We start from the raw sequence: 18,081 nt of genomic DNA on the forward strand, positions 1-18,081 counted from the left end.
CCGCACATGAGCAGCCCTGCGACCGCCTTCGATCCCTGGTCGGCCGAGTTCGTGGCCGACCCCTACCCGGCGTACTCCCGGCTTCGGGCAGAGGGCCGCGCGCACTGGTTCGAGCCCAGCAGCCAGTGGCTGATCCCGCACTACGCGGACGTCAGCGCCCTGCTGCGGGACCGCCGCCTCGGCCGAACCTACCTGCACCGCTTCAGCCACGAGGACTTCGGGCGCACCCCGCCGCCGCCCGAGCACGAGCCCTTCACCGTGCTCAACGGCAACGGCCTGCTGGACCTGGAGGCCCCGGACCACACCCGCATCCGGCGACTGGTCTCCAAGGCCTTCACCCCGCGGACGGTCGAGCGGCTCACCCCGACCGTCCAGCGGCTGGCCGGAGAACTCGTGGAGCGGCTGGTCGCGGAGGGCGGCGGCGACCTGATCGCCGCCGTCGCCGAGCCGCTGCCGGTCGCGGTCATCGCCGAGATGCTCGGGATACCGGCCGGCGACCGGCACCTGCTGCGGCCGTGGTCGGCGGACATCGTCGGGATGTTCGAGCTCAACCCGACCGAGGAGGCGGCGCGGCGGGCGGTCCGGGCGAGCGTGGAGTTCTCCGAGTACCTGCGCGAGCTGATCGCCGAGCGGCGCAAGGCGCCCGGCGAGGACCTGATCAGCGCCCTGATCGCGGCGCACGACGAGGGCGACCGGCTCAGCGAGCAGGAGATGATCTCCACCTGCGTGCTGCTGCTGAACGCCGGGCACGAGGCGACCGTCAACACCACCGGGAACGGCTGGTGGACGCTGTTCCGGCACCCCGACCAGCTGGCGGCGCTGCGCGCGGCACCTGAGGAACTGCTGCCGACCGCGATCGAGGAACTGCTGCGCTTCGACACGCCGTTGCAGATGTTCGAGCGGTGGGTGCTGGACGACATCGAGGTCGGCGGCACCGTGATCCCGCGCGGCAGCGAGGTGGCCCTGCTGTTCGGCTCCGCCAACCGCGACCCCGAGCGGTTCGCCGACCCCGACCGCCTGGACCTCACGCGGCCTGACAATCCGCACATCACCTTCGGCGCGGGCATCCACTACTGCCTCGGCGCGCCGCTGGCCCGCATCGAACTCGCCGCGTCCTTCTCGGCTCTGCTGCGGGCCGCGCCGCGCCTGGAACTGGTGGCGGAGCCGAGCTGGAACGAGGGGTACGTCATCCGGGGCCTGCGGGAACTGCGCGTCAGCTGCTGAACGCCGGCGCGCCCCGGCCGCCCGGTCCTCCGGGGCGGCGGGGGCGCTTCGTCGCGGGGGCGTCACACGACGAGGTCCCGGCGGCGCAGGGCCGCGAGGCCGCCGGTGCCCAGGGCGAGCGCGAGCACGGTGAGGAGCACCAGCGGGCCGGGGGTGACCTCCGCGGACGGTGCCTTCGGCAGGTGCGTGAAGACCGACAGGTCCATCACCCAGGGCGAGAGCTTCAGCGCCGGTCCGTACAGCCCGATCCCCAGGGTCAGCGAGGCCACGCCCCAACTCGCCACAGCGGCCTTGGGGACGGCGCCGTACAGCAGGAGCGCGACCGCCGCCACGCACCACACCGCGGGCAGCTGCACCAGGGCCGCGCCCGTCAGCCGCACCATCTGGTGCCCCGTGCCCCCGGTCGTCGCCCCGTAACCGAGGCCCATGGCGAGCCCGGACAGCAGCAGGAGCAGCACGGACCCGCCCGCGGCGAGCAGCGTGTGGCTCACGGCCCAGCGGACCCGGCCGACACCGGTGGCGAGGACGGGTTCGGCGCGGCCGGAGTTCTCCTCGCCCTGGAGCCGCAGCACGGCCTGGACGGCGTAGAGCGCCGCGATCATGCCCATCACGCCGCTCATCGAGGCGAGATAGGAGTCGACGAGGCCCGACGCGCCGCCCATGTCCCTGATGACGTCCGCGAGCCGGTCGTTGCCGCGCACGAGGTCGGTGGCCCCGTCGGCGAGGGCGCCCAGCGTGGCGCCGCCCACGGCGAAGCCGAACGCCCAGCCCCCCAGGGAACCGCGCTGCAGCCGCCAGGCCAGGCCCTGCGCGCCGCGCAGCCGGGGACCGGCCGCGGCGGGTCCGGGACGGGACGGGATCAGGGAGGCGTCGATGTCCCGCCGGGCGACCAGGGCGTACGCGAGGGCGACGAGCCCGGCGACCCATAGGGCGAACAGCGCCGGCACCCACCAGCGTTCGTCGCCGTAGGGCCGTATGTTCTCGGCCCAGCCGAGCGGCGAGAGCCAGGTCAGCGTGCCGGAGCCGCCGTCGCCGGCGGCGCGCAGCAGGAAGGCGAGGCCGAGCACGGCGCCGCCGATGCCCCGGGCGGCACGGGCGCTCTCGGTGAGCTGCGCGGCGACCGCGCCGACGGCGGCGAAGGCGCAGCCCACGCCCGCGAAGGCACAGCCGAAGGCCGCGGCCCCGAGCGCGCCGTGCCCGAGCAGCCCGAGCGTGACGAGGACGCCGAGCGCGACGGAGGCCCCGAAACCGGTGGCCAGGGCCGCGGCCAGCGGCGCCCGGCGGCCGACGGCGCCCGCGCCGACGAGTTCCAGCCGGCCGGCCTCCTCTTCCTCGCGGGTGTGCCGGACGACCAGGAGCACGGCCATCAGCCCGGCCGCGGCGGCACCGAAGGCCATCGTGCGCCAGGCCGTCAGCCCGCCGATGCCGGTGTCGAAGACGGGTCCGTACAGCGCGCGGAGCGAGGCGTTGCCCGCGGCGCTCGCGGCCACCTCGGCACGCTTGGCGGCGGTGTCGTACAGCGAACCGAAGGCGGAGGCGCTGGAGGCGACGAGCAGGGCGATCGGCACCGCCCACGCCGGGATCATGATCCGGTCGCGGCGGAGCGCGAGGCGGGTGAGCACCGCGGTGCCGGCGAGCGTGTCCGGCCGGTTCACCGCGCCGCCTCCGTCACGCCGGCGGTGTCGTCGTCCGCGGCGGCGTCGCTGTCCGTCTCGTAGTGCCGCAGGAACAGCTCTTCCAGCGTGGGCGGCGTGCTGGTGAGGCTGCGGACCCCGGCCTCGCTCAACCGCCTCAGCACCGCGTTCAGTTCCCCGGCGTCGACCTGGAGCTTCACGCGACTGCCCTGGATGTCCAGGTCGTGCACGCCGGGCAGGCCGGCCAGGGCGTCGGCCGGCCCGGCGAGCTCGGCGGTGACCGACGTGCGGGTGAGGTGCCGCAACTCGGCCAGGCTCCCGGTCTCGACGGTGCGTCCCTTGCGGATGATGCTCACCCGGTCGCACAGCGCCTCGACCTCGCTGAGGATGTGACTGGACAGCAGCACTGTGCGCCCGCGGTCGCGCTCCTCCCGGACGCACTCCCGGAAGGCCTCCTCCATCAGCGGGTCCAGCCCCGAGGTGGGCTCGTCGAGTATCAGCAGCTCGACATCGGAGGCGAACGCGGCGACGAGCGCGACCTTCTGCCGGTTGCCCTTCGAGTAGGCGCGGCCCTTCTTCGCCGGGTCCAGCTCGAAACGCTCCAGCAGCCGGCGCCTGCGCGCCTCGTCCAGCCCGCCGCGCAGCCGCCCGAGCAGGTCGATGACCTCGCCGCCGCTGAGGTTGCGCCAGAGCGTGACGTCACCGGGGACGTAGGCCAGGCGCCGGTGCAGCGCGACCGCGTCCCGCCACGGGTCCCCGCCGAGCAACCGGGCGGCACCGCCGTCCGCGCGGAGCAGCCCCAGCAGGACGCGGATGGTCGTGGACTTCCCCGCCCCGTTGGGCCCGAGGAAGCCGTGCACCTCACCGGTCTCGACGGCCAGGTCCAGGCCGTCCAGTGCGTGCGTGCGGCCGAAGGACTTGTGGAGTCCGGCCACACTGATTGCCTTCGTCATGGTTCTGAACGTACAGTACGTTCACAAATTTGTGAAGTTAAGGAACTGTATAAACTTCGGACGGGAGGCGATAGTGGTGGCAGAGCGATCCTTCGAGCCGATGACGTTCGTCGAGCGGTTCGCGGCGGAACTGGTCGAGGCCGGCATGCAGCGCATGGCCGCCCGCGTCTTCGCGGCGCTGCTCGCCTCCGACACCGGGATGCTCAGCGCCGCCGAGCTGGCCGAACGCCTGCAGGCCAGCCCCGCCGCGATCTCCGGCGCGGTCCGCTACCTCTCACAGGTCGGCATGCTGACCCGCGAGCGCGAGCCCGGCTCCCGGCGCGAGCGCTACCGGGTGCACAGCGACCAGTGGTACGAGACCTTCACCCGCCGCGACCGCATCCTCGCCCGCTGGGAGGGCACCCTCCGCGACGGCATCGAGGAGGCCGGCCCCGACACTCCCGCGGGCCGCCGCATCGCCGAGACCGCCGCGTTCTTCGACTTCCTCCAGAAGGAGATCGTCGACCTCATGGACCGCTGGCGCGAGCACAAGTCCGAACTCCGCGAGAACGGCCTCCTCTAGCCCCTGCCTCCCCGTCGCGAGTGAGCCGGAGGCGGACCGAGCCCCTAAAAAGACCGCGGCACCGTCAGCCGCCAGGCCGCCGGCATCACCGTCCAGGTGCGGCGGCGGACCGGGCCCGCGTTCGCCGCGTCAGCGGTGTAGCGGAAGTCCCGTCCGGAGACGGTGACCGTGCGGGCGTGCACCGGCGCGGCGGTCGCGGCGCCGTCGCGGCGTACCAGGACCTCGGCCAGGCCGGGGGCGGCCATGGAGACCGACACCTCCTCGACGCCGTCGTCCAGGTCGGCCAGGACGACCCCGTCGGCCTCGACGCGCAGCCGCTGGACGCCGCGCATGGCCAGGCCCGCGGGGTGCCCGTGCAGGCTGAACGTGCGGGCCAGTGAGCGGGCCCGCCGCTCGACGGGCATCAGCCACGCCGGGGTCGCGGAGGAGATGCGCAGGGCGCCCAGCACGATGCCGCCGCTGTCGTCGAGCAGGAGGTCCAGTTCCCGTTCGGCCCCGTCGAGCACCGCCCGCGCCGCGTTCACCGCACCGCCGGGGACGCCCAGCGCCCGGGCCAGCGCGGTGCTCCGCCCGACCGGGACCAGTCCGACCACCGCCTCGCCCAGCGCCCGCGCCCCGTACAGCGCCCGTACGGTGCGCAGCAGCGCCGCGTCGTCGCCCACCACGACCGGGCGCCGCCGTCCCCGGTGCTCCAGCGCCCGTACCGCCTCTTCCTCGGACTCCGGAAGTGCGATCTTCACGGAGAGCGATCCCCCGCACAGCACATCCTTCGCGATGCGTACGGATTCGCCGTCCATGACACGGGCGGCAGGGTCGATGACCACGAGCAGGGGCTGCCCGACCGGTCGCTGAGCCGACACCTTGGTCCTTCCTCAGGTAACATCTCGGTGCAAGAGCCCCTTGCGCTGCCTTGCGCCAGGGGCTTCGTCTATTCCGGGGCACCGGTCCGACCGCTCTCCCCGCCATGGGGAGCCACGTTGGACATGCCCCGCCCGGAAGGGGTGTACGCCTGTGCCCGCACTTGTGCTGCTCGGTGCTCAGTGGGGTGACGAGGGCAAGGGGAAGGCCACCGACCTGCTCGGTGGTTCCGTGGACTACGTGGTGCGCTACCAGGGCGGCAACAACGCCGGCCACACGGTGGTCGTCGGTGACCAGAAGTACGCGTTGCACCTTCTGCCCTCCGGAATCCTCTCGCCCGGGTGCACCCCCGTGATCGGCAACGGCGTCGTCGTCGACCCGGCCGTCCTGCTCTCCGAGCTGAGCGGGCTGAACGAGCGCGGCGTCGACACGTCCAAGCTCGTCATCAGCGGGAACGCCCACCTGATCACGCCGTACCACCAGACCCTGGACAAGGTGACGGAACGCTTCCTCGGCAAGCGCAGGATCGGCACCACCGGCCGCGGCATCGGCCCGGCGTACGCCGACAAGATCAACCGCGTGGGCATCCGGGTGCAGGACCTCTTCGACGAGTCGATCCTGCGGCAGAAGGTCGAGGCCGCGCTCCACGACAAGAACCAGGTCCTGGTCAAGATCTTCAACCGCCGGGCGATCAGCATCGACCAGGTCGTCGAGGAGTACCTGGGCTACGCCGAGCAGATCAAGGACTACGTCGCGGACACGACGTTCCTCCTCAACTCCGCCCTCGACGAGGGCAAGGTCGTGCTCCTGGAGGGCGGCCAGGGCACCCTGCTGGACGTCGACCACGGCACGTACCCCTTCGTGACGTCCTCCAACCCGACCGCGGGCGGCGCCTGCACGGGCTCGGGCATCGGCCCCACCAAGATCAGCCGGGTCATCGGCATCCTGAAGGCGTACACCACCCGCGTCGGCGCCGGCCCCTTCCCGACCGAGCTGTTCGACGAGGACGGCGACGCGCTGCGGCGCATCGGCGGCGAGCGGGGCGTCACCACCGGCCGTGACCGCCGTTGCGGCTGGTTCGACGCGGTCATCGCCCGGTACGCGACCCGGGTCAACGGCCTGACCGACTTCTTCCTCACCAAGCTCGACGTGCTGACCGGCTGGGAGCGCATCCCGGTCTGCGTCGCCTACGAGATCGACGGCAAGCGCGTCGAGGAACTGCCGTTCAGCCAGACCGACTTCCACCACGCGAAGCCGATCTACGAGACGCTGCCCGGCTGGAGCGAGGACATCACCCAGGCCAAGACCTTCGCCGACCTGCCGAAGAACGCGCAGGCGTACGTGAAGGCGCTGGAGGAGATGTCGGGCGCCCCGATCTCCGCCATCGGCGTCGGTCCCGGCCGGACCGAGACGATCGAGATCAACTCGTTCCTGTAGCCGCACCTGACGGAGAAGGGGCGGGCGTGCCGTACAAGCTGTCGGCGTGCCCGCCCACCGTCATACAGGGTGCCAATGGGAGGTCGCCCGGGTGTCTGCTTAGCCTTGGGGCCATGACCCCTCCTTACGCAGACCCCGGGACCGGCGCCGCCGTGAAGGCCGTCGACCGCGCGCACGTCTTCCACTCCTGGTCGGCGCAGGACCTGATCGACCCGCTGGCGGTCGCCGGGGCGGAGGGCGCGTACTTCTGGGACTACGACGGCAACCGCTACCTGGACTTCACCAGTGGCCTGGTGTTCACCAACATCGGGTACCAGCACCCCGCGGTCGTCGCCGCGATCCAGGAGCAGGCCGCGAAGCTCGTCACGTTCGCGCCCGCGTTCGCCGTGGAGTCGCGCTCGGAGGCCGCCCGGCTGATCGCCGAGCGCACCCCCGGCGACCTGAACAAGATCTTCTTCACCAACGGCGGCGCCGAGGCCGTCGAGAACGCCGTACGGATGGCCCGGCTGCACACCGGCCGTCCCAAGGTGCTCTCCGCCTACCGCTCGTACCACGGCGCCACCTCCGCCGCGATCAACCTGACCGGCGACCCGCGCCGCTGGCCGTCCGACAACGGCTCGGCCGGCGTCGTCCACTTCTGGGCGCCGTTCCTCTACCGCTCGCCGTTCCACTCGGAGACCGAGGAGCAGGAGCGCGACCGCGCGCTGCAGCACCTGGAGGACACGATCGTCTTCGAGGGACCGCAGTCCGTCGCGGCGATCGTGCTGGAGACCGTGCCGGGGACGGCGGGCGTCATGGTGCCGCCGCCGGGCTACCTGGCGGGTGTCCGCGCGATCTGCGACCGCTACGGCATCGTCCTGGTCCTGGACGAGGTCATGGCGGGCTTCGGCCGCACCGGCAGCTGGTTCGCCGCGGAGCAGTTCGACGTCGTCCCCGACCTGCTGACCTTCGCCAAGGGCGTGAACTCCGGTTACGTGCCGCTCGGCGGTGTCGCCATCAGCGAGGAGATCGCCGCGACCTTCGCCACCCGGCCCTACCCCGGCGGCCTCACCTACTCCGGCCACCCGCTGGCCTGCGCCGCGGCCGTCGCCACGATCGGGGTGATGGAGGACGAGGGGGTCGTCGGCCGGGCCGCCGAGCTCGGCGAGCACACCCTCGGCCCCGGGCTGCGCGAGCTGGCCGAGCGCCACCCGTCGGTGGGCGAGGTGCGGGGCCTGGGCGCCTTCTGGGCGCTGGAGCTGGTCCGCGACCGGGAGACCCGTGAGCCGCTGGTCCCCTACAACGCCTCGGGCGAGGCCAACGCCCCCATGGCGGCGTTCGCGGCGGCCTGCAGGAAGAGCGGGCTGTGGCCGTTCGTGAACATGAACCGCACCCATGTGGTGCCCGCCTGCAACATCACCGAGGCCGAGGCCAAGGAGGGCCTCGCGCTGCTCGACGCGGCCCTGTCCGTCGCCGACGAGCACACGCGCTGAACCCACCGGCCGCGCGTGACCCGTGCCACAGGCGCGGGCCACCCGCGGCCGGCCCTCGCATAGGGTGAGGCGCATCCAGGCGCACGCACATCCGAGGGAGGCACCGGGCATGCGGGATGGTGCAGATGCAGGCGGTCCCGTCAGACGGAGCAGTCTGCGCCAGCAGATCGCCGACGCACTGCGCGACGAGGTGCTCACCGGCCGCATGGTCGCCGGACGCCACTTCACCGTGAAGGAGATCGCCGAGCTGTACGGGGTCTCCGCGACACCCGTGCGCGAGGCGCTGGTCGACCTCGCCGCGCAGGGGCTGCTGGAGGTCGAGCACCATCGCGGCTTCCAGGTCCGCCGCTTCACCGACTCCGAGTTCCGCTCCATGGTGGGGGCCCGCACCCTGGTCGTGGAGGGCATCTTCCGCCGGATCGCCGCACGCGGCATGCGCGAGGTCGAACCCGCCGCGCTCGCCTCCGTCCGACGCCGTGCCGAGGCCGCCGCGCCGGCCGCCCGCGCCGGTGAGCTGGACGTGCTCATCGGCCACGACATCCGCTTCTGGCGCGAGCTGACCGCGCTGGCCGGCAACGCCCACGTGGCCGATTTCCTTGACCGCATCCGCATGCAGACCTGGGCGTACGAGGTGCCCTTCCTGCGTGCCCGCGCCTCCCTGGAGGGGGTGTGCTGGGCGGACCACGTGGAGCTGGTGGGTGCCGTGGAGAAGCGCGATCCGGAGACCGCCCAGCGGATCATGGAGGAATTCAACGACCACTCTCTCGGGCTGATGCGTCGGCCCCCCGGGCCCTAGCCCACTACGCTGGCCCGACCACGCACGGAAGGACTTGGAGCGCCTGTGGCCTGCGACTTGTGGCTGGTTCCCCTGGTGGACGTGCTCTGCCACAGCCCCGACAACCCGTTCGCCGAGGAAATCGCCCGCTACGACAAGGCGCTGAGCGACGCCGGTCTGCCGCCGGTACCCGTGTACAGCTACATGCCGGGCCTGTCAGGCGACGTCGCGCCGGTCGCCGGGTTCGACTACGACGCACTGCACTTCCTGCGCCGGGCGTACCTGCTGCACATCCAGGGCCTGGCCGTCACCCCGGTCGACGAACTCGGCGGGGACTACGAGCAGTTGCTGGAGATGTTCGAGACCACCGCCCAGCAGTCGCACCTGGTGTGGCACTACGACCACGCCGGCGCGTACGTGCCGCTGGACTTCCCCTTCCCGCTGGTCAACGACGAACTGCTGGAGGGCGGCGGCCCGCTGGGCTCGGCCCACGGGCTGCTGCGCGAGCTGGACTTCGTCGCGCCCGTCATCGGCATCGACCCGCTCAACCCGCCGCCCCCGCCGGTGCCGCCGGCCGGGCCCACCGATCTGGAGGAGCCGGCCGCCGCGCCCGCCCCCGACGACGGCAGCCCCTTCGGGCGGGAACGGCACGTGTGGCTGGGGCTGCACGCGGCGGCCACCCGCTCGCTCGGCCAGGGCTCGATGATCGTCTTCAGCTAGCGTCCCCCAGGGCGCTGTTCAGCCCGCGCGGGGCCCCTCCGGGGGCCGCTGGCGCGGCATGTTCGGCCGGCCGCCCGGCAGCAGCGGGAACCGCCCGCCGGTGCCGGGCGCACCGCCCTCCGGGCTGCGTGCGCCCCCTCCCCAGGTCAGGGACTGCGTACGCAACGGGGCGCCACCGGCCCGGAAGTCCAGCATCCAGTCCGCGGTCTCGGACCGTACGAGCTCCGAGACGTCCTCGGAGAACCGGCGCAGCACCGTCAGGCAGCGTTCGGCCGCCTCGGCCGCGGTGCCCTCGGTGGGGCCGAGCACCTCGCGCACGGACTCCGACGCCCAGTCGTAGCGCAGCGCCTCCAGGCGGCGCTGCACGGCCTGGGCGGTGGCCACGTCCCGCATCCACCCGGCGGTCAGGCCGAGATGGCGGTCCAGGCCGACGCAGACGACGGCCAGCAGCAGCGCGGCGTAGGCCCAGCGGTCGCGCACCCCCGCGCCGGTCACGGCGAGCACGGCGCCGGAGGTCGCGGCCAGCGCGGCGGCGATCCGCAGCCCCCTGGCCCACAGCCGCTTGCGCACGCGGTCGGCGAGGTACCACTCCACGGTGCGCACCGCCTCCGCCTCGGCCCAGCGGTAGAGCTCCTCCAGCCGCTCCGCCGGCTCGCCCCAGTCGCCCAGCGGGAACGAGGGCGCCCGCAGGTCCTCCCGCTGCCGGTGGAGCGCCCGCCGTTTCGGTTCCTCCCGAGGTACCTCCTCGGGATACATGTCCGGCTGGCTCACCTGCACGCTCCCTCGCGACTTCGATGACGGAGCCCCCTTCTTACCGCCGAACGGCTGAGCTTGCGAAGTGGATGAGGGTAATTCCGCCCTTACGAGGTGCTTGATCAGGTATGGGACCCCGCAGGCAGCACCCGATCGAGTGACGCCGCCGGTGCCGGGTGACGGGCCCGGCGCGCGACCGGCGCCGGGAGGGGCATGGGAGGGGCACGGGAGGGGCACGGGAGGAGCCGGTACCCAGCCGATACCCTTGGCGCCGTGAACGTCCTTGTCATCGGCGGCGGTGCCCGCGAACATGCCCTGTGCCGCGCTCTGTCCCTCGACCCCGACGTGGTGGCGCTGCACTGCGCCCCCGGGAACGCCGGCATCGCCGAGGTGGCCCGGCTGCACGCGGTGGACCCCCTGGACGGGGAGGCCGTCGCGGAGCTCGCCGTCCGGCTGGAGGCCGACCTCGTGATCGTCGGCCCCGAGGCCCCGCTCGTGGCCGGGGTCGCGGACGCGGTGCGCGCCCGGGGCATCGACACCTTCGGCCCGTCGCGGGAGGCGGCCGCCCTGGAGGGCTCCAAGGCGTTCGCCAAGGACGTGATGGCCACGGCCGCGGTGCCCACCGCGCGCGCGTACGTGTGCACGACCCCCGCCGAGGTGGACGAGGCGCTGGACGCCTTCGGCGCCCCGTACGTCGTCAAGGACGACGGCCTGGCCGCGGGCAAGGGCGTCGTGGTGACCGACGACCTGGAGGCGGCGCGGGCACACGCCAACGCCTGTGAGCGGGTGGTGATCGAGGAGTTCCTCGACGGCCCGGAGGTCTCGCTCTTCGCCGTCACCGACGGCGAGACCGTCGTCCCGCTGCAGCCCGCGCAGGACTTCAAGCGCGCCCACGACGGGGACGAGGGCCCCAACACCGGCGGCATGGGCGCGTACAGCCCGCTGCCGTGGGCCGATCCCCGGCTGGTCGAGGAGGTGGAGCGCACGGTGCTCCAGCCGACCGTCGACGAACTGCGCCGCCGTGGCACCCCCTTCTCCGGGCTGCTCTACGCGGGCCTGGCCATCACCTCGCGCGGAGTGCGGGTCATCGAGTTCAACGCGCGCTTCGGCGACCCGGAGACCCAGGTCGTGCTGGCCCGGCTCAAGACCCCGCTGGCAGGGCTGCTGCGCGCGGCGGCGAGCGGCCGGCTGGCCGCCTTCCCGGCGCTGCGCTGGAGCGAGGGCGCGGCTGTGACGGTCGTGGTGGCGTCCGAGAACTACCCCGGCACACCGCGCACCGGCGACCCGATCACCGGGCTGGACGAGGTGGCCGCCGAGGACGAGCACGCCTACGTGCTGCACGCCGGCACCAAGGCGGACGCCGACGGCCGGGTGGTGAGCGCCGGAGGCCGCGTCCTGTCGGTCACGGCGACCGGGCCGGATCTCGCCAAGGCCCGCGACCGCGCGTACCGGGCGGTGGCCCGGATCGGGCTGAAGGGCTCGCACCACCGTTCGGATATCGCGGAAAAGGCCGCCAGGGGCTGAACCCTGGGCAAGGCCACTCCAAGGGGTGATGGCTTGGCCATCCTGCTGACGTGAGCCCGGGGCCCAACTAGGGTGCCGCGCAAGCGCACTGCGAGAACACACCACCGCCGCACAATCGGCCCTACCGGCATTGCGGTGTCGGTGTGCGGTGCGACAGTGGGGGCATGCAGTCGCGTCAGCAGCTTGGGGGTGAGCACACCGTTGGCCGGGGAAGCAGGTGAAGGAGTCGCGCGAGCACGCGCGCTGGCCGTGCTGCGGATTCGCAGTACCGCGCTGGCGGTGGCGCTGCTGCCCGCCGCGCTGGCGGTCGTGCTGCTGGTCGGCGGCGCGACCGGCCGGATCGTCGGCGAGACCTCCGACATCCTGCGCTGGCTGGTCGTCGCCGGCGCGCTGCTGGTGCTGCTGCTCGCGGGCGGTGTCGCGGCCGTGGTCGTCCGGGCCAGGCCGGCGGTGAGTCCCACGGTCGCGGTCACCGAGAAGGCCGCCCCCGACCTCTACCGCATGGTGCGGGACCTCGCGGTGCGCCTGCAGGTGCCGGTGCCCTCCGCGATAGAGCTGACCCCGGACTGCGACAGCTGGCTGGAGGACCGCACGCACGGCACGCGCCGCAAGGCCCCGTCGCAGGCCCCCGCCCTGGTGATCGGCTCGCCCTTCATGTGGTGGATGCGGGTCGCCGAGCTGCGGGCGCTGCTCGCGCCGGTCGTGGCGGGCACGGGTCCGGCGGCCGATCCGGACATCGCCGCGGCCCGCCGCTTCGTGCGCGGGCTGGACGCGGCGGTCGGGGTGGCCACGGCCGCGTACGAGCCCTCGTTCACCGGATGGATACGCAGGCCCGCGTACGGGTTCCTCGGCTGGGTCGCCAAACTGCTGCTGCGCGGCTGCCGGGTGCATGCCGCGGAGATGGAGCGCGCGGTGGCCGGCGCCGCGTCGGAGCGGGCCCAGGCGGTCGACTACGGGCTGCGGATCGTGGCCCAGGAGCAGGTGGGACTCGCCTACGCGGGCTGGGACCGGCTGCTGACCCGGGTGGCGCTGCCGGCCTGGCGGATGGGGCGCTGGCCGTCCCGGCTGGACGCGGGCGTGGTGGCGGCGCTGACCGAGCTGTCGCGGCGGGACCGGCTGGCCGAGGGGTTCGAGTCGCGGCTGGGCGAGCGTCCCGCCTGCGACCTGCTGGAGGAGCCGGGCACCGTCGACGAGGCCGCCTCGCTGCTGGCGGCGCGGCTGTTCCACGGAGGTCCGCGGCGGCAGGGCCCCGACTGGTCGCCGGTCGCCTGGGACACCTATCCCGAAGAGGTCGTGGACCGCATCTGGCGCAGCGACGCGGCCCGGCTGATCACCGTCCTCGACGAGGCGCACGACCCGGCGGAGGCGCTCGGGCCCCGGCGGGTGTCCGTCCCCACCGGCGCCGCCGCGGGACTGACCGGCACTCCCGACCAGCCCGGCCGCGCGACCCTCGCCCGGGTGCTGGACCGGCTGTCCGCGGGCGGCAGCGAGGAGCTGGCCGCCCGGATCACCCGGCACGTGGCCCGCGAGGAAGCCGCGCGCGAGGAGACCACCCGCGAGGAGGCCGCCGCCCAGGCGGCCGTGGACGGCGCGTTCGCCCCCGTCTACCACCTGCTGCCGCCCCGCACCGGCCGGGAACTGCTCACCGATCACGTCACGGCGATGGTCTGCTGCGCCGCGGTGGACACCGCGGGCGCGGCCCCCGGCCTGGACTGGCTGGACGGCCCGGCCCTGCTGGTCGGCGGGGTCCGCAGGGGCGACCTGTCATGGCCGGTGCTCCGGCTCGTGGAGAACGGGGACGCGGCCCCGCTGCGCTCCTGGCTCACGGCCGTGGGCGTGCGTCCCGAGAAGCCGATACGGCTTGTCTGACCGGAAGTTGACCGGGTGTGTCCCGTCGACATGAATCCCTTTGAATAAAACGCCACGAACAGTGACCGGGACAGCGCATTGTGTGATGTCCTTGAGCTGGGCACGCGTACACCACCTCGGGGGACGGCGAGGAGGGGAAGATTCGTGGTGAGGGAGCAGGTCCACCGCTGGCAGTCCGGGGCACTCGCGCACGGCGTCACCGACCCGTTCGGACAGGGCCCGGTGCCATGGCTGCGCGGGGCCGAGCAGTATCTGGACGACACCGGCCAGGTCGTCCCCTGGTACGTCGATCTGACCGCGTCCCGCGGCGAGTCGCAAGCCGCGCCGCGTGTCCCGGGACCCCGGTCCGCGGACGACGTGCGCTGCCAGATCAAGGGCTTCGCCACGGGCGCCTCCGTGGCCCCGGGCGACGCGATCGACTTCCGGGTCACCGTCGACCCGCCGCAGAACTACAACGTCGACGTCTACCGCATCGGCCACTACGGCGGTGACGGCGCCGCCCAGGTGGGCACCAGCCCGCGGCTGTCCGGCATCGTGCAGCCGGCGCCGCTCACGGCGGGCCGCACGGTCTCCTGCCACCACTGGTGGCAGTCCTGGCGGCTGCAGGTCCCCTCCCACTGGAACGCCGGCGCCTACGTGGCCGTGCTGACCACGCAGGACGGCTACCGCAGCCACGCCCCCTTCACCGTGCGCGACGACCGGCCGGCCGATCTGCTCCTGCTGCTGCCGGACGTGACCTGGCAGGCGTACAACCTCTACCCCGAGAACGGCAGGACCGGCGCCAGCCTCTACCACGCGTGGGACGAGCAGGGCAGGCTGCTGGGCGAGGAGGAGGCCGCGGTCACGGTCTCCTTCGACCGGCCGTACGCGGGCGCGGGGCTGCCGCTGCACGTGGGCCACGCCTACGACTTCATCCGCTGGGCCGAGCGCTACGGCTACGACCTGGCCTACGCCGACGCCCGCGACCTGCACGCGGGCAGGATCGATCCTTCCCGCTACCGGGGGATGGTCTTCCCGGGCCACGACGAGTACTGGACCGTCCCCATGCGGCGCGCCGTCGAGGACGCCCGGGACGGCGGCACCTCACTGGTCTTCCTCTCCGCCAACACCATGTACTGGCAGACCGAGCTGGGCCCGTCCCCGTCCGGTGACCCCGACCGGCTGCTCAGCTGCCGCAAGCGCCGCGACGCGCCGCCCGGCCGCAGCGCGCTGTGGCGGGACATGGGCGAGCCGGAGCAACTGGTGCTGGGCGTGCAGTACGCGGGCCGGGTGCCCGAGCCGTCCCCCCTGGTGGTGCGCAATGCCGGCCACTGGCTGTGGGAGGCCACCGGCGCCGGCGAGGGAGACGAGATCGAGGGCCTGGTGGCCGGCGAGGCGGACCGTTACTTCCCGCGCACCCAACTGCCGGGCTGCACCGAGCGCATCCTGCTCGCGCACTCCCCGTACGAGGACTCCGCCGGGCGCCGGGCGCACCAGGAGACCTCCCTGTACCGGGCGCCGTCCGGCGCGTACGTCTTCGCCTCCGGCACCTTCGCCTGGTCCCCCGCGCTGGACCGCCCCGGCCACGTGGACGAGCGAGTGCAGCGGGCCACCGCCAACCTGCTGGACCGCATCTGCAAACACGGCTGACACCCCCGCGTCGCGCCCTCCCGGGCGGTGTGCGGGAGAATCGGGAGCCGAACCACCGATCGGGGAGGCCCCATGTCCGGATTCGTCGAGAAGCCAGAGCCGGTGCAGGTGCCCGGGCTCGTGCACCTGCACACCGGCAAGGTGCGCGACCTCTACCAGAACGAGGCCGGTGAGCTGGTGATGGTCGCCAGCGACCGGCTCTCCGCGTACGACTGGGTGCTGCCCACCGAGATCCCGGACAAGGGCCGCGTGCTGACCCAGTTGTCCCTGTGGTGGTTCGACAAGATCGCCGACCTCGTGCCGCACCACGTGCTGTCCAGCGAACTCCCCGCGGGCGCCCCGCCGGAGTGGGAGGGCCGCACGACGGTCTGCAAGTCGCTGAGCATGGTCCCGGTCGAGTGCGTCGCCCGCGGCTACCTGACCGGTTCCGGGCTGCTGGAGTACCGGGCCGACCGCACGGTGTGCGGGGTGGCGCTGCCCGAGGGCCTGGTCGACGGCTCCGAGCTGCCCGCGGCGATCTTCACCCCCGCGACCAAGGCCGCGGTCGGCGAGCACGACGAGAACGTCAGCTACGAGGAGGTCGCCCGCCAGGTCGGCGCCGACACCGCCGCCGCACTGCGCCAGGCGACCCTCGCGGTCTACTCGCGGGCCCGTGACATCGCCCGCGAGCGCGGCATCATCCTGGCCGACACCAAGTTCGAGTTCGGCTTCGACGGCGAGACGCTGACCATCGCCGACGAGGTGCTGACCCCGGACTCGTCCCGGTTCTGGCCGGTCGACGAGTGGGAGCCGGGCCGGGCCCAGCCGAGCTACGACAAGCAGATCGTGCGCGACTGGCTGACCTCCGCCGCGTCCGGCTGGGACCGGCGCAGCGAGCAGCCCCCGCCGGCCCTCCCGTCGCATGTCGTGGAGCGGACCCGGACCCGGTACATCGAGGCGTACGAGCGCCTCACGGGCCAGAGCTGGTAGCCGCCTGCCGCCCGGCGACGCGGGCCCCGGCCGTTCCCGGCCGGGGCCCGCTGCCGTTGTGTCGTCGTTCCGCCGTCGCTCCCGTGGTCATCCGGTCTTCTGTCCACAGCCTGTGGACAGAAGACCGGACGCGGCCGACACGGCGTCAGCCGTACGCCGCCCATGGGCGGGTCGCCGGGCGCCGGCCCCGCACGTCAGCCGCCGTCAGCGCCCGGCAAGGTCCGGCCCGAGCCGCAGCTCGCGGGACAACCACCGCTCCAGGGGGCTCAGCGGCACCTCGGGGCACAGGCGTTCCGGATGCCCGGCCGGCGGCCCGGAGCGGCGGGACGTCTGCGTCTCCGGCCGGACGTCGATCGCGAAGTGCAGCTCGCCCAGCGCGACCAGTTCCCTGGCGAGGAGCCGGCACACGGCCCGCAGGGCCTCGCCGGCGGACGCCCGGAGGGACTTGCGCATGGGGGACCTCCTGATCGGGCACCCCGGCCCGCGGCGGGCGGCGGGCGTGCGCGGTGCCGTCAGGATCGGCGCCGCGCACCGGTGGCCGCACCGCGACACGCTCGGACGGGGCACCGCGTCCCCCTCCCGGAAGCTTCCGGGCGAGCTCGCCCGGAGTCCGGGAACGCCGAAGGCCCCGGTCTGACGACCGGGGCCTTCTTCTCGCGAGCGGACGACGAGGCTCGAACTCGCGACCTCAACCTTGGCAAGGTTGCGCTCTACCAACTGAGCTACGTCCGCATGCCCCGCGCGTTCCCGTGCGGTGCGTCATCCACTATAGCCAACCCGGGGAGTGCTCGGCACGCACCACGCCCTGTCGTTTCGACGCGGCGTGCGCCCCCGGCCGTCCCGGCGTGTCGGGTCCCCCGCGCGCCGCCCGCCGGCGCACGGGGGCCGGGCGTCAATTCCGCAGCCCGGCAACGGTCTCGGGCCCGCGCGCTCCGGCGGGTCCGCGTTTCGGCTTCCGCCCGGTGCCGCGGCGCCGGGCGGCCGCGATGTGGGGACCGTCACACGGGTGCGGACGTCCGGAAAGGCGGACGCGTACGAAGAAGGCCCCGGTCGAATGACCGGGGCCTTCTTTCACGAGCGGACGACGAGATTCGAACTCGCGACCCTCACCTTGGCAAGGTGATGCTCTACCAACTGAGCCACGTCCGCGTGGCGCGACCACTCTACCCGATCGTGAAGACCGGTCGAGCAGTCAGAGCGGGTGACAGGGATCGCACACTGCGCCTTCCCCCTGGAAGGAGGATGTTCTACTACTGAACTACACCCGCGTGATCCGTGAGTCCGGCCTTTCGGCCTCGCCCTCGGCGCGCTTCTGACTCTAGCGGATCAACAGGGGTGGCTGTCCAATCCGTTCGGCCGGGGGCCGGCCGGCGCCATCAGTTGGCGGCGGCGTGCGCCTCGTAGACCTTCTTCGGAATGCGGCCGCGCGGCGGTACGTCGAACCCGTTGGAACGCGCCCAGGCGCGGACGGTGGCGGGGTCGGAGGTCAGCGCGGTGTGCTTGTAGGTCTTGCCGAGCCGGCTGTGGCGGCGTCCGGCCTCGACGTACGGCGCGAGTGCGGTGCGGAGCCGCTCGGCGTTCCCGGAGGAGAGGTCGATCTCGTAGGACTTCCCGTCGAGGCCGAAAGTGACCGTTTCCGCTGCTTCACCGCCGTCGAGGTCGTCGGAGAGGGTGACCACTACGCGCTGCGCCATGGATGCCG

General features: G+C 73.3%; 16 protein-coding genes and 3 tRNA genes. 10 read left to right on the forward strand and 9 right to left on the reverse strand.

Features of this window, described 5'->3' with window-relative positions; all coding sequences use genetic code 11:
• Positions 1-6: 6 nt before the first annotated feature.
• The gene (locus ACIP98_RS01520) at positions 7-1,224 is read left to right on the forward strand and encodes a cytochrome P450 (protein WP_401973147.1); all 1,218 of its coding nucleotides are present in this window, start codon (positions 7-9) and stop codon (positions 1,222-1,224) included.
• Between the two features lie 62 nt (positions 1,225-1,286).
• Here ACIP98_RS01520 and ACIP98_RS01525 read toward each other — a convergent pair whose 3' ends face one another.
• Both ACIP98_RS01525 and ACIP98_RS01530 read right to left on the reverse strand, forming a co-directional pair.
• A complete protein-coding gene (locus ACIP98_RS01525) occupies positions 1,287-2,879 on the reverse strand; it encodes an ABC transporter permease (RefSeq protein WP_401973149.1) in 1,593 nt (530 codons plus the stop codon).
• Positions 2,876-3,811, reverse strand: coding sequence for an ABC transporter ATP-binding protein (locus tag ACIP98_RS01530; protein ID WP_319660258.1), 936 nt, complete (start codon positions 3,809-3,811; stop codon positions 2,876-2,878). The genes ACIP98_RS01525 and ACIP98_RS01530 overlap by 4 nt, the downstream gene beginning before the upstream one ends.
• A 100-nt stretch (positions 3,812-3,911) precedes the next feature.
• Between ACIP98_RS01530 and ACIP98_RS01535 the strand changes: the two genes are divergently transcribed.
• A complete protein-coding gene (locus tag ACIP98_RS01535) occupies positions 3,912-4,373 on the forward strand; it encodes a GbsR/MarR family transcriptional regulator (RefSeq protein WP_401973428.1) in 462 nt (153 codons plus the stop codon).
• A 44-nt stretch (positions 4,374-4,417) separates the two neighbouring features.
• Here the strand turns inward: ACIP98_RS01535 and ACIP98_RS01540 are convergent, their stop codons facing one another.
• Entirely contained in the window at positions 4,418-5,197 is a 780-nt protein-coding gene (locus ACIP98_RS01540; RefSeq protein WP_319660400.1) for a diacylglycerol kinase, read from the reverse strand.
• A gap of 187 nt (positions 5,198-5,384) precedes the next feature.
• Here ACIP98_RS01540 and ACIP98_RS01545 point away from each other — a divergent pair, with 187 nt between their 5' ends.
• The 4 genes from ACIP98_RS01545 to ACIP98_RS01560 all read left to right on the forward strand — a co-directional run bounded on the left by ACIP98_RS01545 (position 5,385) and on the right by ACIP98_RS01560 (position 9,635).
• Positions 5,385-6,668 (forward strand): adenylosuccinate synthase, encoded by a 1,284-nt coding sequence (locus tag ACIP98_RS01545; RefSeq protein ID WP_319660259.1) that lies wholly within the window; start codon positions 5,385-5,387, stop codon positions 6,666-6,668.
• A 113-nt stretch (positions 6,669-6,781) separates the two neighbouring features.
• Entirely contained in the window at positions 6,782-8,140 is a 1,359-nt protein-coding gene (locus ACIP98_RS01550; RefSeq protein ID WP_401973150.1) for an aspartate aminotransferase family protein, read from the forward strand.
• A 109-nt stretch (positions 8,141-8,249) separates the two neighbouring features.
• Positions 8,250-8,936, forward strand: a complete 687-nt coding sequence (locus ACIP98_RS01555; RefSeq protein ID WP_319660261.1) for a GntR family transcriptional regulator — start codon at positions 8,250-8,252, stop codon at positions 8,934-8,936.
• A gap of 45 nt (positions 8,937-8,981) precedes the next feature.
• The gene (locus ACIP98_RS01560; protein WP_319660262.1) at positions 8,982-9,635 is read left to right on the forward strand and encodes a hypothetical protein; all 654 of its coding nucleotides are present in this window, start codon (positions 8,982-8,984) and stop codon (positions 9,633-9,635) included.
• Between the two features lie 18 nt (positions 9,636-9,653).
• On the opposite strand, the gene ACIP98_RS01565 is transcribed toward ACIP98_RS01560, so the two are convergent.
• Positions 9,654-10,406 carry an SLATT domain-containing protein gene (locus tag ACIP98_RS01565; protein ID WP_319660263.1) on the reverse strand — a complete coding sequence of 251 codons (753 nt, stop codon included), beginning with the start codon at positions 10,404-10,406 and terminating at the stop codon, positions 9,654-9,656.
• A gap of 255 nt (positions 10,407-10,661) precedes the next feature.
• On the opposite strand from ACIP98_RS01565, the gene purD reads away from it, so the two are divergent.
• From purD to ACIP98_RS01585, 4 genes are all read left to right on the forward strand, one after another.
• Positions 10,662-11,912, forward strand: a complete 1,251-nt coding sequence (gene purD / locus ACIP98_RS01570; protein WP_319660264.1) for a phosphoribosylamine--glycine ligase — start codon at positions 10,662-10,664, stop codon at positions 11,910-11,912.
• Positions 11,913-12,101: 189 nt separating this feature from the next.
• Entirely contained in the window at positions 12,102-13,781 is a 1,680-nt protein-coding gene (locus tag ACIP98_RS01575) for a hypothetical protein (RefSeq protein ID WP_319660265.1), read from the forward strand.
• Between the two features lie 144 nt (positions 13,782-13,925).
• Positions 13,926-15,410 (forward strand): N,N-dimethylformamidase beta subunit family domain-containing protein, encoded by a 1,485-nt coding sequence (locus ACIP98_RS01580; RefSeq protein WP_401973153.1) that lies wholly within the window; start codon positions 13,926-13,928, stop codon positions 15,408-15,410.
• A gap of 72 nt (positions 15,411-15,482) precedes the next feature.
• Positions 15,483-16,379 (forward strand): phosphoribosylaminoimidazolesuccinocarboxamide synthase, encoded by an 897-nt coding sequence (locus ACIP98_RS01585; RefSeq protein ID WP_319660267.1) that lies wholly within the window; start codon positions 15,483-15,485, stop codon positions 16,377-16,379.
• A gap of 204 nt (positions 16,380-16,583) precedes the next feature.
• Here ACIP98_RS01585 and ACIP98_RS01590 read toward each other — a convergent pair whose 3' ends face one another.
• The 5 genes from ACIP98_RS01590 to ACIP98_RS01610 form a co-directional block, all read right to left on the reverse strand.
• Positions 16,584-16,832: a DUF6059 family protein gene (locus ACIP98_RS01590; protein ID WP_401973154.1), complete on the reverse strand. Its 249-nt coding sequence runs from the start codon at positions 16,830-16,832 to the stop codon at positions 16,584-16,586.
• A gap of 206 nt (positions 16,833-17,038) precedes the next feature.
• Positions 17,039-17,111: transfer RNA gene (locus ACIP98_RS01595), tRNA-Gly, on the reverse strand.
• A 344-nt stretch (positions 17,112-17,455) separates the two neighbouring features.
• A tRNA-Gly gene (locus tag ACIP98_RS01600) sits at positions 17,456-17,528 on the reverse strand.
• Positions 17,529-17,575: 47 nt separating this feature from the next.
• Positions 17,576-17,647: transfer RNA gene (locus ACIP98_RS01605), tRNA-Gly, on the reverse strand.
• Between the two features lie 108 nt (positions 17,648-17,755).
• A complete protein-coding gene (locus ACIP98_RS01610; protein WP_319660269.1) occupies positions 17,756-18,073 on the reverse strand; it encodes an Lsr2 family protein in 318 nt (105 codons plus the stop codon).
• Positions 18,074-18,081: the final 8 nt, after the last annotated feature.

Source organism: Streptomyces sp. NPDC088354 (genome assembly GCF_044753585.1).
GTDB lineage: Bacteria > Actinomycetota > Actinomycetes > Streptomycetales > Streptomycetaceae > Actinacidiphila.